The organism is Gordonia sp. 852002-10350_SCH5691597 (assembly GCF_001665715.1).
In the GTDB taxonomy this organism is placed as follows: Bacteria; Actinomycetota; Actinomycetes; order Mycobacteriales; family Mycobacteriaceae; genus Gordonia; species Gordonia sputi.
Map to the genome: position 1 here is coordinate 1 of NZ_LZMO01000300.1, position 14,736 is coordinate 14,736.

Below are 14,736 nucleotides of genomic sequence, written 5' to 3' on the forward strand. Positions count from 1 at the left end.
ACCCCCACCCCAGCGACCGAGCGCGCCCACGCCCACGCTGGTACCGTGAACCCCAACTGTGACAGAAGGGGCTGGTGATACCAATGGGACGAACACTTCAGCGCGCTGCGCTCGCGGCTGCTACCGGACTGACGGCCACGTCGACGCTCCTGGCGACGGCCGGGTCCGCGCACGCCGCGCCGGCCGCCGACCCGCAGATCCCTGCGTCGTCGATCTCGCAGACTCCGAATGCGGGCATCGCGACCAGCGGCGATATCCCCTTTGCTGCGTTCGTCGCTCCGATCGCGGCGGCGTCGCCCGACCCGAACACACTGCGCGTGTGGCTCGAGCCGATGCCGGGCAACGCCTGCGCCGCGGCGCTGCGCTCGGCGGTCGTCGGGTTCGAGTGGCACAACACCGCCACCAAGAAGTCCGGGACCACCACGTTCCCGGCATGCAAGGAGGGCAAGCCCGCGCTCAGCCCCGCACTGCAGACCGGGCCGGGACCGATCTCGTTCACCACGAGCGTCGTCGGACGCGGTGGCGCGACGTTCACCCTGAGTCCCGGAAGCGGCACCATCTCTCGCTGAACGCCACGTCGAGCGGCGTCGCCACGCACTAGTAGACAATTTCTCGAATCTGTACACCTCGTCGTAGAACGGGTTCTAGATTTGGCGCATGGCGCAGACCGTGACTGAACTCCTGATCGACCGTGACAACGACGACTCCCTCGCGATCCTGTACGACGACAGTCGCTGGACATGGCGCGAATACCTCGACGACGCGCGGCGCACCGCGGCCACCGTCCTCGGCCGCGCCGACACCAAGCGCCCGATGCACATCGGCGTCCTGCTCGACAACAGTCCCGCGATGCTCATCGCGCTCGACGCAGGCGCGCTCGGCGGGTACGTGACGGTCGGGATCAACAACACTCGACGCGGCGAGGCTCTCGCCAACGACATCGTGCGCGGCGACTGCCAGATCCTGCTCACCGACGCCGAGCACCTTCCACTCCTCGACGGCCTCGAGCTTCCCGGAGTCGAGGTCATCGACACATCGTCCGCCGAGTGGCCCCGGCTTCTCGCCGACGCGGAGGAGCTGACCCCGCACTCGGTACCGAACGCTACCGACCCCTTCATGCTGATCTTCACCTCGGGCACGAGCGGCAACCCGAAGCCGGTTCAGTTGGCGCACATGCTCGTTCCGTTCGCCGGGCCGCCCCTTGCCGAACGCTTCGGCATCACCTCCGACGACATCTGCTATCTCTCGATGCCGCTCTTCCACTCCGCGGCGCTCCTCGGAGGGTATTGCGTCGCAGCCGTTTCCGGCGCGGCAATGGTGCCCGCCAGATTCTCTGCTTCCCGATTCCTCGACGACGTTCGGCGCTACGGCGTCACCTACATGAACTACGTCGGCAAGCCTCTCGCCTACATCCTCGCGACTCCCGAGCAACCCGACGACGCAGACAACACACTGCGCGCCGCATTCGGCAACGAAGCCACCGACCGCGACATCGACGACTTCGCACGACGTTTCGACTGCCAGGTCTGGGACGGCTTCGGCTCCACCGAGTTGGCGATCATCATCACCCGCGAACCAGGAACTCCACGCGGCTCCGTCGGGAAGGGGTTTCCCGGCGTCGCCGTCTACAACCCGGCAACCGGGACCGAGTGTCCACCAGCACAATTCGACGACACCGGCGCACTCCTCAACGCCGACGACGCGATCGGTGAGATCGTCAACACCTTCGGCGCGGGCATGTTCACCGGCTACTACAACGACCCCGCGACCACGTCGGAAAGGCTGCGCGACGGCATGTACTGGTCGGGTGACCTCGCCTACAAGGACGCCGACGGTTGGCTCTACCTCGCCGGCCGCACCGGCGACTGGATGCGTGTCGACGGCGAGAACATGACAGCAGGCCCCATCGAGCGAATCCTGTTGCGCCTACGCGACATCAGTCAGGTCGCCGTCTACGCGGTTCCCGACGATCAGGTTGGCGACGCGGTCATGGCGGCCGTCATCCTCACCGACGACAGTTCCTTGACCCCAGGCGAGTTCGCGCAATTCCTTGCGGCGCAGCCAGATCTGTCACCGAAAGCATGGCCACGGTACGTCCGCATCGCCGACGACCTGCCGACGACGGCGACAAACAAGATCGTCAAACGTCAGCTCAAACACGAGGGCGTGAGCGCGGGCGACGATACCCTCTGGGTACGCGAACCGCGCGGCACCGAGTACCGCGCGGCGTCGCCCGCGAGCGTGTGACATCTCGACGGTGACACCGATGAACGCGGTGGAATCGATGCACACAGTGAAATCGTCGCACTCGGGAGAATCGATGCTCCCCGAGCTCGGCTACTACGCACTCTCACGGCATCCGGTCAGCCCCGCCGACCTCGTCGACGAGGCGAAGTTGGCCGAGCGCATCGGTCTCGGCACAGCATTCGTGTCCGAACGGTTCAACATCAAAGACGCAGCCGTGCTCAGCGGAGCACTCGGTGCTGCGACGAGCCGCATGGGAATCGCTACTGCCGCAACCAATCACAACACCAGGCATCCCATCGTCACCGCCACGATGACGGCAACCCTCGCGGAGCTGACGAACGACCGGTTCGCGCTCGGCTTGGGCAGGGGTATCTCCGCACAGTGGCAGATCCTCGGGATCGACGATGTGACCAGTGCACAGTTGGCCGACATCAGCGACGTGCTGCGTCGACTGTGGCGCGGTGAGATGATCGGCGGCCACGACGGCCCCGCGGGCTCGTATCCACTGCTGAATCTCGGTGTGGCCGTCGCACCCGTGCCCATTCTGCTGGTGACCATGAGTGAAAGAACCCTGGAACTGGCGGGACGAATCGCGGACGGCGTCGTCCTCCACACCTTCCTCGACGACGCGGCGACGTCGAAGGAGGTTGCCACCGTGCGGGATTCAGCCCTCCGCGCGGGCCGTGATCCGGAAATGATTCGGATCTGGTCGGTGCTGGCAACCGTCGGCGACGAGCTCGCGGACCAGGATCGCCAACGCAGACTCTACGGCCGTCTCGCGACCTACCTGCAGGGCTACCCAGATGCACTCATGCGTGCGAACCGCTGGAGCACAGCCGATCTCGATCGTGTTCGCGCAACGTCTGCCTTCTCCGAGGCCACCGGCCCCATCGACGCCACCGCAACGGCCGAACAACTCGACGAACTCGCACAGGCGATTCCGCAACACTGGGTCGCCGACAGCGCCGTCGGTTCGGCATCCGACTGCGCCACCGCGGTGGCGAGGCAATTCGATCTCGGCGTCGACTCTGTCATCCTGCACGGCGCGACTCCGACTGAGCTGGCGCCGGTGATCGACGCGTACCGCGCGAAGCGCTCCCCTGCCGTACGCGATCTGCCCGCGAATCCGGGGCTGATGACACCGCGAGGAGCCGAGCCCATGACACCGCGAGGAGCCAGCTTGTGACCACTCAACCACGCGCCGAAATACCCACGAAGATCAGCGATGTCACACCTGACTGGCTCACCGATCTCCTCCGCGCAAGCGGCTTCGACGACGCACACGTCGTCGAAGTCGACGCAACGCCCGTCGGGACCGGCCAGATGGCGAGTTCTTATCGGCTTGCGCTGCGCCACGCAACCCCGTGCCGTCTTCCCGACACGATGGTGGCCAAGCTCGCAACCGGCCCTGCCGCCCAGCGCGAGTTCGGCTCAGGCGCTTTTCGAAACGAGGTCCGCTTCTACCGGGAACTCACCGTGACCTTCCGGGTACCGACACCCGCGATGTTCGCTGCCGTCAGTTCCGATTCGGGGGGCGAGTTCGTGCTGCTCCTCGAAGACATCGCCGACGGCCGCCAAGGCGATCAGATCGCCGCGTGCAGTCCTGCAGAGGTGCGTGCGGTCGCGGTTGCGGCCGCGGGACTGCACGGCCCACGGTGGGACGACACCACACTCCTCGACGATTTCCCTCTCCCGACGCCGAGCGATTGCGACGTGTTGGAGTCACTGCTCGACCCGATGGCCGAGGTGTTTCGTGCGCGTCTCGCATTGAGCGACGCGCAGTCGGTCGTCGTCGACTGGTTGATCCGCGACGCAGGCCCGTGGATACGGACACCTGCCGAGCACTTCGCCCTCATCCACGGCGACCTTCGCGCCGACAACGTCGTGTTTCGTGACGACGGCTCGCTGTCCATACTCGACTGGCAGACGATCACCACCGGGAACCCCATGCGTGACATAGCGTTTCTGCTCGCGACGAGTCTCACCCCAGACGCCCGCAGGATGCATGAGAAAAGTATTGTCACCGACTACCACCACGCGGTGCGCGCATGGGGCGCTGCGCTGTCGACACCCGGCGCACCGTCGAGCGTCCTCGATTACACCTTCGACGACTGCTGGCGCGACTACATCGACAACCTCATCCAGGCTCCGCTGATCATCGTCTTCGGCGCCGCGGCTGCACAACCCACCAAGAGAGGTGACGCGATGTTCAGCGTGATGCTCGAGCGTACGGCTGCGGCAGTGGCCGATCTCGCCCCGGAGCGCCTGAGATGACCAGCCTGGTGATCGGGGCGAGCGGATTCCTCGGTTCAACGCTGACTCGTCGACTTGTCGACTCGGGCGAAGACGTACGAATCCTGGTGCGCCCCACCAGCGATACGCGCACGATCGACGACCTCGACGTCGACCGGCACGTCGGTGAGTTGAATCACGCGGACACACTCGCCGACGCGATGTCGGGCTGTACCGATGTCTACCACTGTGCCGTTGACACGCGGGCGTGGCTCCTTGACCCCGCACCGTTGTACGAGACCAACGTCGAGATTCTACGCTCCGTACTGGAGGTTGCTGCACGTATTCCGCTGCGCCGCTTTGTCTTCACCAGCACAATGGCGACGATCGGCATACCGAAGTCGGGTCTCGCAGACGAAGACACCGAGTTCAACTGGGACCGCCGGGCAACAGACTATGTGCGATCGCGGGTCGCAGCGGAACGACTCGCGCTCGGCTACGCACGCGAGCACGCTGTACCGCTTGTTGCGATGTGTGTCTCGAATACCTACGGCGCCGGAGATGCGGTACCCACTCCGCACGGGTCCTTCGTCGCGGGGGCCGCGCTCGGCAAACTGCCCTTCGGCGTGCGCGGAATGCGTTGCGAATCAGTCGGTATCGACGACGCCGCAGATGCGCTCGTCCTAGCCGCGGGGCGCGGACGCGATGGTGAACGCTACATCATCTCGGAACGGTCCATCGATCTCGGCGAAGTCATCCGCACCGCCGCCGCAACCGCTGGCCGTGCAGCACCCAGACCCGTGCTGGGCCGTGCCGCGCTCTATGCCGCCGGCGCGGTCGGTTCAGCGAAGTCGACACTTACCCATACACCGGGCAAGCTACGCATCGGTACGGTGCGACTGATGCACTGCATTCCAGAGATGAGTCACGACAAAGCTGTTCGCGAACTCGGATGGCAGCCAAGGCCGGTCACCGAGGCGATTGCCGAAGGCGCACGGTACTGGGTCGAGCGGGCAGAGCAGCGCCGACGCCGCACCGACACACCCTCTCAGCGGTCGGGCTGAGCGCCAGGTGTCGTCGACACTCAGCACAGGTACGCGACGATCGCCTCGACGAGTCCGCGACGCCCCGCCTCGACGTCGGTGTAGGTCGACAGATTCGACTCCGACCACAATCCTCGCAAGGCACCCGGCAGAAATGACTGCACCCGTTGCGATTTGGTCTCGTCGACGTCGAGTCCGTCGAAGAAACGCGCATACGCCGCCGCCCACCGCTGCTCCCAAGCCGCCATAGCCGCCGCCGTTGCGGGGTAGGAACTTTCGAGCGCCGACGGATCGCCAGGAAGCATCTGTCTCAGATTTTCCACCGCGCGGCCTTCCCTTGCCGCGAGTGCGCGCCAGAACCGCTCGACCATGATCTCGATCCGCTCGGGCGCCGACATCGTGGCGTCGAGCGAATCGGGTGCGGGCTGCCAGACGTCGACGATGTGGTCGAGCACCGCGGCCCACAGTCCGTCGACGTCCCCGAATTGGTGCTGCATTGTCCCCCAGGTGACACCCGCTTGTCTCGCAACGAGATTCGCGCTCACCGGGTCGCCACCGCGGGCCGCGGCGAGCGTGTCGATCGCGGCGTCGATCACCTGCCTGCGGGTCTCGATACCCCGCTTGTTCAGCCGCGTCCCTTTGGCACTGACAACCATCTTTCGAATACTAGCGAATTGGACGGCCTCACCTCGTCCGCGAGATCACAACCGCATAGAACTATCTATGTCTTTTATCTATTCACCACACCTCATAGAGCCCTGTATGACACTATTCGCTCAATGTGACCTCGGCCACATTGCACTTCGTTAGTCACATGGGCCTTCTGCGGTGATCCGCCGGCTCAGCCCACCTCGAGATGAGGAAATCACATGAGTAAGAAGCGGACTCTCCTGACCGCGATCCTCGGCCTGCTCGGCGTCGTCTGTCTCGTCGTCGCAGCACTTCTGCCGACCGTCATCCGCAGCAACACCGCGCTGTTCCCCACCGATCTCGACCGCACCGCGGTACTGGCCGGTCGGGGCACACTCATCGACAGGGCGTCGTTCACCACGGCAACGCCGGTCGCCACCACCGCCGATGTGCCGATCGAGATCATCACGCGCAACCAATCTTCGCCCGGCGCAACCGACGACACGGCGGCCACCACGACAACGGTGACCAGTCGCCGGTCCGACGTCCCAGGCCAAGCGGGGGTGTTCGGACTCGACACGTTGGCGGGCACCATCGACCGCACGACATACGAGGTCGCCTCGAACCCGGAGCCGACGCTGATCACCGCGCCTGCGACAACACCGTCGAACGAGTCCAGTTATGCCGGAACACTGTTCACCTTTCCCATCGGAACGGACAAGTCCGACCACACGCTCTACGAACTGCGCGGACACACTCCGATCACCATGAAGTACGTCGACGACACCCGAGAGGTCAACGGCGTCAAGACCTATCACTTCCACGGTGAGGTCAACGCAGTCGACACCACAAAGACGCAAGGCGTCAACCAACAGACCCAGATCACCATGCCCGCATTCAAGTGGGGCATCCCCGGCGGAGCAATGGAGCCGGTCACCATGAAGCTCTTCTACAGCAACACCCGCGACATGTGGGTCGAGCCGACGAGCGGCACCACCGTCGACACACACACCACTCCGCACGCGTATTACGCACGGTCAGCGGATGATTCGTTCAAGGTCGACGCGATCAACGCCGACCTACGATTCGACGACGCCACACTGACGGCGCTCGCCAACGACGCCAGGGACGCGCGTCAGACTCTGCGCGCGACGTTCTTCTGGACGCCGATCGCACTGGGGATCGTCGGTCTCCTTCTTCTCGTCCTCGCGGCCGTGGTGTATCTGCGTCGCCCACGCAGGACACACGACGATCCGCACACGCACGGTCCCACCGCGACCGAACCGCCGCTGGGCGGCTCCGCGAACTGATCTCATAGATGCCGATTTGGTATGGGGTTTGTGCCGCAATCACGTGCAAACCCCATACCGATCTTCTCGACAACTCACTCTGAGAGCAGCCCTGCCAACTCCGCCAAACTGTATGGCTCCGTGTCTTTATGGTCGCGGTAGGCCACGAACGTCGGTTGGTGCGGATCGTATCGACCGATGAAACCCCCCGACGCCGTGAAGATCTGGCCGGTGATCCTGGCGGCGGCATCGCTCGCAAGGAATGTGTAGAGCTGGGCAACGTATTCGGGCGGTGCGGGAGCGAGCGCCGCGTCGCGGGTGAAGTCGTCCAGTATCCCTCTCGCATGCAGGCTTTCGATGTGTCTGACGTAGTCCGGCCCCGACGACAGCCTCGACTTCGCGCCGGGCATCACGACATTGACGCGCACCCCGGAACTCTTCAGATCGCCCGACGCGGCGAGCGCGAGAGCGTTCACCCCGCCCTTCGCCGCGGGATAGCCACTCCCACCGAACGTTCCCAACGACGCGGCCGACCCTGTCAACACGATCGAGCCCGACCGCTGTCCGACGAAAACCCTCGCAGCGGACTGGGTGAGGAAGAAGGCGCTCATCAGATGTGCGTCGAGTTGCTCGCGGAATTCGGCGGGCGTGATTGTCAGGACCGTCGACCCAGGGGGTTCGGCTATTCCGGCACAGTTCACGGCGACGTCGAGTGCGCCGAACGTGTCGAGCGCAGTCATGACCATTTTCTCGGCGACGCCCTCGTCGCTCGCCGACCCGCAGACGCCCACCGCGTAGCCACCGCCGCCTGTGATCTCGGCGACCGTGTCGTCGACGGCCCTCGCGTCACGGCCATTGACCACGAGCGAGACCCCGTGTCCGGCGAGGGCATACGCGACGTTCAGACCGATCCCCCGCGTCGACCCCGCGATGATCGCGACGCGCCCGGACAGGTGCGCGTCGATCGGGACGTCGGCCGCCATCAGATCTCGACAGCGCAGTGCGCGACCATCAGACCGGACTGCCGATCGGCGTGATGGGTAGCGATCGCCCACGATCGACGAACTCCCATGCGGCACCGGAACTGAATCGTGCGATAGCGACCTCGCCGGACTCCGACCTCTCGACGTCGGTGAGCGCGAACGTGACCTCGAGGGCTTCGCCGGTGTCGGTGACCGTCTCGACGTTCCAGTGCGCGTCGACACCTGTGGCGATCGCCTGCAACGGTTCGACGTGCTCGGCGTCGAACAGTGTGAGCCAACCACCGTCGGATCGTGCATCGGAGCTGTGCGGAATAGCCAGCACGACGCCATCCTCGACGACTCGCGCCGTCACGCCGGTGTACTGCACGGGCCCGAGTACGGGGATCAGCGATATCACGGTGGCCAATCCCTGCGCGTCGGGGGCGAGCGCCAACGCGCTGCGCAGTCGATCTGCCGCAAGGCCCGCGATACCGATCAACTGTTTGCGATAGATCTCGTCAACCTGTTCGGGGCTGTCGGCATGGCGTCGCAGTGACACGAGGAAGCCGAGGGCGAGCAACTGATGCTGCAGCGCAACCTCTTCCGCGATCCGGACGAGTGCGGTGTGCGACCATTCGCGGAACTGGAGGTCGTCACACAGGTCTCCGCGATAGTCGACGCGCCCGTCCGTCGCGGTCGTGTCGATCGTGCTCAACTGGACCGATGCCGCGTGTCTGGTGAACATCTCCTCGGCGTCGGGCGGCAGTGGTAGCTCGTCGCGGTCGGGTTCGATCGTCACGGTCCATGCGCAGTGCGGGTGTTGGTCGGTTGGTCTGCGGGGCGGCCGGTGAATGGGTCTGATGCGCGCTCGCCGATTCGTCGCGATGGCGGTGGCGTCGAAGGTCGGGTCCTCGATGTCGTGGCACATCGCGGTCACGTAGTCGTCCCCCAGCGGCTCTACATCCATCAGTGCCCCACAGTGATTGAGCACGAAGGAGCCGTGGTACTCGTCATCGATCCCGTAGCGGAAGTCCATGAACTGCGGTGGTGCCCCGATATCGAGTTGCAGGCATTTGAACATGTCGGCCACACCGTCGCCGTCGACGCCGAGCGCGTCGCGCATGCGGTGGGTGTAGACGGGGCTCGCGGCCATCCACTCCTCGATGGCTATCTGCGCCATCGTCTCCCGGCCGAAAGCGCTGATGAGGTGGGCCATCCCGCTGCGATCGATCAACTGACCCGACAGCAGTAGTTCAGGCACGATCGTCGCGAGTTGACGACCGGTGAGATCCGAGTACGTCCGGGCTCTGGGCATCTCGTGAATCACCAGAACTCGACGGGCGCCTTGCCGAACGGATACCAGCCGGGCTGGTCGCCGGTGGCCTTTTCGATCCGCTTGAGCATCCCGTCGCTCATCGCATTGTCTTTCAGCAGTTCGATGAACAGTGCCGACACGTTGCCGTAGTCGAAGAAGTCACGCTGCCAACGGAATTGGAAGTTGCCACCGTACTTGAACCAGCTTCCCTGAATACCTTCGAGAGCGTACGGGGTCCCGTCGTCACGCTTGCGCTCGTACACCTGCTTCCACAGGCCGATCATCGAACCGGTGCGGTCGTCGATCACCCATTCCTGATACGGATAGGTCCACCCCTCGAGACCCTCCATCTCCTGACCGAGCGCGATCTCGCGGATCTCATCGCGGCCGACGGCCATGAAGTCCTTGTCCGGACCGTAGTTCCAGCCGTATGTGGCGTCCTCGGTGTAGAAGTCGGCCAGCGGCTTCCAGTCACCGGCCTGCTCGGCGACGATGTTCGCCTCGAGCCACCGCTCCTTCATCTCCTCTAGTTCTGCACGATCGAATGCCATGCCGTCACCTCTCGTTCGCTGTTCTTCAGGCACTTCTGTGTTCTCGGGTCGGTGTGTGTTGTCAGGTTGCGCTGCGTTCTCAAGCTCTGCTGCGCTTCTCACGCCCTGCTGTCTTCGACGATCCGCAGGGCCTGGGTGGGGCAGTACTGCACGGCGGCCTCCACCTCGGCGCGTTTGCTCTCGTCGGGCTGCGGTTCGAGGATGTCGACATGATCGACCTGGGCCTCGAACACGTCCGGTGCCTCCATCTGACACATGCCGTGCCCCTGGCAGATGTCGAGATCGACCTCGATTCGCATATCGCCCTCCTACTTCCGCCGTCTGCGGTAGCGCACCCGGCACGGCTGTGCGAGTTGCACCACCATCTTCGAGTGGTCGTTGCGGTAGGAATCCGACGGCTGGGACATCTCGAACTCGTAGTTCTGAAACAGCACCGAGAAGATCGCCTTGAGTTGCATGATCGCGAATTGTGCCCCCACGCAACGGTGTCGACCGGCACCGAAGGGTATCCACGTCCAGCGGTTGGCGAGATCTTCCTGGCGCGGCTTCACATAACGGTCGGGGTCGAAGGCGTCGGGCTCGGGAAAATCGTCGGGCAACCGATTCGATACCGCGGGCGATACCGCAATCGTCTGCCCCGCACGAACTTCGAAATCGTCGACCTGAAAGTCCTGCTGCACCAGGCGCATCAGAATGATCAGCGGCGGGTGCAGGCGAAGCGACTCCTTGAGTGCGTTCTCGAGCTGCGGCATCTGCCTGGTGTGAGCGAAGGTGTACTCCGGTCGCTCGCCCGCCGGTGTGTCGCCGTAGATCTCGTCGAGTTCGTCGTAGACGCGCTGCATGTAGTCGGGGTTGCGCAGCAGTTCGATCAGGGTCCAAGCGGCTGTGCCCTGTGTGGTGTGGTGACCCGCGAACATCATCGAAATGAACATCCCGGTGATGGTGTCGGCGTCGAAGCCCACCTGGATGAGCACGTCCATCAGGTCGCGATCATCCTTGTCCTCATCGGAACCGTCATCGCGGCGCGCAATGCGCTCGTTCATGATGCCCTGGATGAAGTCGACGAGCTCCGCCCGCGCGGAGTCGCGCTTGCGGAAGCTCTCGATGTCGGCGTGCATGTCGACGTAGGCGATCGGGTCGGTGCCCTTCTCGAGGTCGTGGAACAACTCGGAGACCCGCTTGTCGAGTTGTTCACGAAACTTGCGGCCGATCAGACACGCCGACGAGGTGTAGAGCGTCAGTTCACCGAAGAATTCGAGGAGGTCGATCTCGCCTTCGTCACCCCACCGGGCGATGATGCGTTCGACCTCATTGGGAATCGTCACCGCGTGCTGCTTCATGTGCGGCCCCTTGAGCGCGGCGTTGTGGATCGCCTTGGATCGCTCCTCCGGACTCGCGTCGAAGACGACTCCCTCACCGAAAACCGGTGTCATGAAGGGATATGCCGCAGCTTGATCGAGATCCTCCTCCGGTGCGCGGAAGAAGTCCTCGTTGGCCGCGGCACCCGACACCAGCACCACCTCCCGGTCGGCGAGCTGGAACTGCCCGACGTCTCCACACTCGTCGCGCACGCGCCAGAACAGTCCGATCGGGTCGGCTGCCAGTTCGTCGAGGTGTCCGTGCTCTCCGTCGCCACCGGACACTCGTTTCGGCGTCGTCAGTGTGCTCATTTCGTGCCTCCGGTCGTCTCGTCTCCGGTCATGTCTGCTCCCCCACCGCTCTTGTCGCGTGGGATGGCGCCCTCGGCCTCGACCTCGACGACGCGCATGTGCGCACCGCGTGGCATGGCGACGATCGCCGAGATCGCCTGGGCAATATGTTCTGGTGCAAGGAAATTGCCGTGTCTGGCAAGTCCGTGGGTGATCCACGAGTTGAGCATCTTCTCCATCACCTCGGGTGCGAGGTTGAAACCCATGCCGGTGATGGTCTGGCCCGGACGGACGATGCTGGCGCGGACGCCCGTGCCCTCGAGTTCGAGTTGCGCCGTGGCAACCAAGCCGTCGACGCCCGTCTTCGCCGCGACATAGGCCGACGACCATGGTCGTGGACGCACCGCGACGTCGGACCCGATGAACACGAAATCGCCACGACCGCGGTCGATCATCCCGGGGACGATGTCGCGGTAGAGCCGATGTGCACCCACGAGGTGGATGTCGACCTGAGACGCGAAATCCGTTTCGCTCATCTCATAGGAGAGCCCGACGTCGAGGTCGCCGGCTCCGGCAACCGCGATCTCGATTGGCCCCAGCGCGGCTTGGGCTTTCGCGACGCAGTCGCGCACCGACGCGTCGTCGGTCACATCGAGTGGGACGGCGACCGCCTCGCCTCCAGCACCCGCGATCTTGTCGGCGAGCTCCTGTAGCTTGTCGACACGTCGGGCGGCCAGTGCGACGGGATAGCCTGCGGCGGCGAGGTATTCGGCCGTCGCGGCCCCGATTCCCGACGACGCTCCCGCAACCAGTACGGGCCGACGCTCCGGATGAGGTATGTATGCCATCAGCGCACCGTCACCTTCACCGGGAGTGACGCGAATCCGCGCACGTTCACCGAGTGCACCCGTTCTGCGTTGGCGATGTCGATGTCGACTGAGCGAATCGACCGAACCACCTCGGCGAGACCGATGTTCGCCTCGAGCCGCGCGAGATGCGCGCCGAGGCAGAAGTGTGCTCCCATACCGAAACTCATCAATGCCTGGCTGCAGTCGCGACCGATGCGATACGACGACGCGTCGTCGAATACATTCTCGTCGCGGTTCGCCGAGCCGACGAGGAGTAGTACCCGGTGACCTTCCGGAATGACCTGCTCACCGTAGGTGACGTCTCCGGCCACTCTGCGCAGCACCATCTGTGTCGAATTGTCGTAGCGCAGTGTCTCTTCGGTCCACTGCGGCACCACTTCGGGATCGGCGAGCACCTTGGCGAGCTCATCGGGATTGCGCCAGCCCCAATACAGCGCGTTGGCAAGCAGTTTGGTGGTCGTCTCGTTGCCGGCGACCACCATGAGGACCATGAATCCGACGATCTCGTCCTCGGTCAGTGTGGTCTTCTCGCCCGTCTCGTCGTCGTCGATTTCCGCGGTGATGAGTGCGGATACGAGGTCGTCGCCGAGGTTGCTACGGCGTTCGGCGATGAGTGCGGAGTAGTACTTGTGCAGTTCGAGGTAGGCGTAGACGGCTGCCTCGGGGATGTCGAGAACACCCTCCTCGCGGTGCAGCAACAGGTCCGACTGCTTCCGCAGATACGCGCGGTCGGATTCGGGCACACCGAGCATTTCCGATACGACGTCCATCGGGAGCAGGCCGGCGAAGTCGGCGACGTAATCGAACTCGCCTTTATCGAGGCACGAACTCCAATGATGGTGTGTCAGTGCGGTGATCCGACCGGCGAGGTCGTTGACCCGACGCGGAGTGAAGCCCTTCGAGACGAGCTTGCGGATTCTCATGTGCTTGGGATCGTCCATGGCGAGAAACGACATCGACTTGTGTGCGTCGGGTCCGTACGACGACGGGTCCATCGACACGCCCCACGCATTCGACAGATTCACACTGTCGCGGAACGCGTTTCGCACATCGTCGTGACCGGCGAGCGCCCAGAAATCCAGATCCGAGTTGTAATACACCGGCGCCTGATCGCGCAGTCGCGCGTACGTCGGGTACGGATCCTCGTGGAAGTCGTAGGCATAGGGGTCGAAAGGAATCTGTTGCTGCATCCCCGCGACCATTGCGGTCTCGGTCATCGATGAACCTCCATTGACGGTATGTGCATGTCGAAGGCGTGCCTTCGGGCGGGGTCGCGCACCTGGCGCTACCCACCTAGGGCTGCGCCGACAGGATCAGGCGTGCTGCGGCGACGAGCCGCTCGGACGTCTGTTCGTAGGTCAGATGTCCCATGCCGGCGTGGACGAGACCGCCCGCGTAGAGCATCTCGAGTGCGTCGACAACCGGACCGGGATGTTCGACGTCGACCTCGAGCGCCTGCGCGAGTCGCGCCCGTATGAAGCCACCGATACGCAACCTCAGGTGCTCGACGTCGGGGTCGGTACCGAGCAGTGCGACCGTGACGGCGCCGCCGAGTTGCCCCTCACCCGCGACCACAAGCGACACGTTGCGCAGGATCTCGGCAACCCGATCCTCGCGCGAGAGCGAGGCGTCGGCCTCTGGCACTCCCTCGGCCAGCCGACGCCAAAAGACCTCTGCCACAAGGTGACTCTTCGACGAGAAGTAGGTGTACGCCGTCGCGGGCGCGACCCCTGCACGCTTGGCGACCACCCTCACCGTCAGGCCGTCAAAACCGTCTGAATTGAGTACATCGACCGCGGCATCTGTCAGCCGCGCAACCGTCTCGGCTTGCTGTGCGGTCAGTCGGCGGCGCGTGGATTCCTGCGACACGGGGCTGGACATGTGACCGACGCTACACTAGGTTTGAACTCGAGTCCAGACACCTGTCCAGATAGTCTTCCCAGTCAGCG

The 14,736-nt window shown here is 64.3% G+C and carries 15 protein-coding genes; 6 read left to right on the forward strand and 9 right to left on the reverse strand.

The genetic code is table 11. The features are described from left to right. Positions 1-83: 83 nt before the first annotated feature. The 5 genes from A5777_RS22695 to A5777_RS22715 all read left to right on the forward strand — a co-directional run bounded on the left by A5777_RS22695 (position 84) and on the right by A5777_RS22715 (position 5,543). Positions 84-569 carry a hypothetical protein gene (locus A5777_RS22695; protein ID WP_231895173.1) on the forward strand — a complete coding sequence of 162 codons (486 nt, stop codon included), beginning with the start codon at positions 84-86 and terminating at the stop codon, positions 567-569. A gap of 88 nt (positions 570-657) precedes the next feature. After that, the gene (fadD1, locus tag A5777_RS22700; protein WP_064864820.1) at positions 658-2,247 is read left to right on the forward strand and encodes a fatty-acid--CoA ligase FadD1; all 1,590 of its coding nucleotides are present in this window, start codon (positions 658-660) and stop codon (positions 2,245-2,247) included. A 37-nt stretch (positions 2,248-2,284) separates the two neighbouring features. Beyond that, positions 2,285-3,433 (forward strand): TIGR03857 family LLM class F420-dependent oxidoreductase, encoded by a 1,149-nt coding sequence (locus A5777_RS22705; protein WP_231895174.1) that lies wholly within the window; start codon positions 2,285-2,287, stop codon positions 3,431-3,433. Next, the gene (locus A5777_RS22710) at positions 3,430-4,521 is read left to right on the forward strand and encodes a phosphotransferase family protein (RefSeq protein ID WP_064864824.1); all 1,092 of its coding nucleotides are present in this window, start codon (positions 3,430-3,432) and stop codon (positions 4,519-4,521) included. Before A5777_RS22705 ends, A5777_RS22710 begins: the two co-directional genes overlap by 4 nt. Continuing rightward, positions 4,518-5,543: an NAD-dependent epimerase/dehydratase family protein gene (locus A5777_RS22715; RefSeq protein WP_064864826.1), complete on the forward strand. Its 1,026-nt coding sequence runs from the start codon at positions 4,518-4,520 to the stop codon at positions 5,541-5,543. Before A5777_RS22710 ends, A5777_RS22715 begins: the two co-directional genes overlap by 4 nt. Before the next feature lie 20 nt (positions 5,544-5,563). Here A5777_RS22715 and A5777_RS22720 read toward each other — a convergent pair whose 3' ends face one another. Beyond that, positions 5,564-6,178: a TetR/AcrR family transcriptional regulator gene (locus A5777_RS22720; protein ID WP_005206588.1), complete on the reverse strand. Its 615-nt coding sequence runs from the start codon at positions 6,176-6,178 to the stop codon at positions 5,564-5,566. A gap of 213 nt (positions 6,179-6,391) precedes the next feature. Between A5777_RS22720 and A5777_RS22725 the strand changes: the two genes are divergently transcribed. Next, positions 6,392-7,462, forward strand: a complete 1,071-nt coding sequence (locus tag A5777_RS22725; protein WP_005206587.1) for a porin PorA family protein — start codon at positions 6,392-6,394, stop codon at positions 7,460-7,462. Positions 7,463-7,536: 74 nt separating this feature from the next. On the opposite strand, the gene A5777_RS22730 is transcribed toward A5777_RS22725, so the two are convergent. From A5777_RS22730 to A5777_RS22765, 8 genes are all read right to left on the reverse strand, one after another. Further along, positions 7,537-8,424, reverse strand: a complete 888-nt coding sequence (locus A5777_RS22730; protein ID WP_064864830.1) for an SDR family NAD(P)-dependent oxidoreductase — start codon at positions 8,422-8,424, stop codon at positions 7,537-7,539. 28 nt (positions 8,425-8,452) lie between these two features. Then, complete coding sequence (locus tag A5777_RS22735) at positions 8,453-9,718, reverse strand: hypothetical protein (RefSeq protein ID WP_064865037.1); 1,266 nt, start codon at positions 9,716-9,718, stop codon at positions 8,453-8,455. An 8-nt stretch (positions 9,719-9,726) separates the two neighbouring features. After that, the gene (locus tag A5777_RS22740) at positions 9,727-10,269 is read right to left on the reverse strand and encodes a nuclear transport factor 2 family protein (protein ID WP_064864834.1); all 543 of its coding nucleotides are present in this window, start codon (positions 10,267-10,269) and stop codon (positions 9,727-9,729) included. A 98-nt stretch (positions 10,270-10,367) separates the two neighbouring features. Beyond that, complete coding sequence (locus A5777_RS22745; RefSeq protein WP_064864838.1) at positions 10,368-10,568, reverse strand: ferredoxin; 201 nt, start codon at positions 10,566-10,568, stop codon at positions 10,368-10,370. Positions 10,569-10,577: 9 nt separating this feature from the next. Beyond that, positions 10,578-11,939, reverse strand: coding sequence for a cytochrome P450 (locus A5777_RS22750; RefSeq protein ID WP_064864841.1), 1,362 nt, complete (start codon positions 11,937-11,939; stop codon positions 10,578-10,580). Next, positions 11,936-12,766: an SDR family oxidoreductase gene (locus tag A5777_RS22755; protein ID WP_064864844.1), complete on the reverse strand. Its 831-nt coding sequence runs from the start codon at positions 12,764-12,766 to the stop codon at positions 11,936-11,938. Before A5777_RS22755 ends, A5777_RS22750 begins: the two co-directional genes overlap by 4 nt. Next, positions 12,766-14,004 carry a cytochrome P450 gene (locus tag A5777_RS22760; protein WP_064864847.1) on the reverse strand — a complete coding sequence of 413 codons (1,239 nt, stop codon included), beginning with the start codon at positions 14,002-14,004 and terminating at the stop codon, positions 12,766-12,768. The genes A5777_RS22755 and A5777_RS22760 overlap by 1 nt, the downstream gene beginning before the upstream one ends. A 76-nt stretch (positions 14,005-14,080) precedes the next feature. Further along, positions 14,081-14,668 carry a TetR/AcrR family transcriptional regulator gene (locus A5777_RS22765; protein ID WP_064864850.1) on the reverse strand — a complete coding sequence of 196 codons (588 nt, stop codon included), beginning with the start codon at positions 14,666-14,668 and terminating at the stop codon, positions 14,081-14,083. Positions 14,669-14,736: the final 68 nt, after the last annotated feature.

Excerpts from the sequence above, each read along its gene's own strand:
- A5777_RS22695 (WP_231895173.1), top strand. The coding sequence starts at position 84 with ATGGGACGAACACTTCAGCGCGCTGCGCTCGCGGCTGCTACCGGACTG.
- fadD1 (WP_064864820.1), top strand. The coding sequence starts at position 658 with ATGGCGCAGACCGTGACTGAACTCCTGATCGACCGTGACAACGACGAC.
- A5777_RS22705 (WP_231895174.1), top strand. The coding sequence starts at position 2,285 with ATGCACACAGTGAAATCGTCGCACTCGGGAGAATCGATGCTCCCCGAG.
- A5777_RS22715 (WP_064864826.1), top strand. The coding sequence starts at position 4,518 with ATGACCAGCCTGGTGATCGGGGCGAGCGGATTCCTCGGTTCAACGCTG.
- A5777_RS22720 (WP_005206588.1), bottom strand. The coding sequence starts at position 6,178 with ATGGTTGTCAGTGCCAAAGGGACGCGGCTGAACAAGCGGGGTATCGAG.
- A5777_RS22725 (WP_005206587.1), top strand. The coding sequence starts at position 6,392 with ATGAGTAAGAAGCGGACTCTCCTGACCGCGATCCTCGGCCTGCTCGGC.
- A5777_RS22730 (WP_064864830.1), bottom strand. The coding sequence starts at position 8,424 with ATGGCGGCCGACGTCCCGATCGACGCGCACCTGTCCGGGCGCGTCGCG.
- A5777_RS22735 (WP_064865037.1), bottom strand. The coding sequence starts at position 9,718 with ATGCCCAGAGCCCGGACGTACTCGGATCTCACCGGTCGTCAACTCGCG.
- A5777_RS22740 (WP_064864834.1), bottom strand. The coding sequence starts at position 10,269 with ATGGCATTCGATCGTGCAGAACTAGAGGAGATGAAGGAGCGGTGGCTC.
- A5777_RS22745 (WP_064864838.1), bottom strand. The coding sequence starts at position 10,568 with ATGCGAATCGAGGTCGATCTCGACATCTGCCAGGGGCACGGCATGTGT.
- A5777_RS22750 (WP_064864841.1), bottom strand. The coding sequence starts at position 11,939 with ATGAGCACACTGACGACGCCGAAACGAGTGTCCGGTGGCGACGGAGAG.
- A5777_RS22755 (WP_064864844.1), bottom strand. The coding sequence starts at position 12,766 with ATGGCATACATACCTCATCCGGAGCGTCGGCCCGTACTGGTTGCGGGA.
- A5777_RS22760 (WP_064864847.1), bottom strand. The coding sequence starts at position 14,004 with ATGACCGAGACCGCAATGGTCGCGGGGATGCAGCAACAGATTCCTTTC.
- A5777_RS22765 (WP_064864850.1), bottom strand. The coding sequence starts at position 14,668 with ATGTCCAGCCCCGTGTCGCAGGAATCCACGCGCCGCCGACTGACCGCA.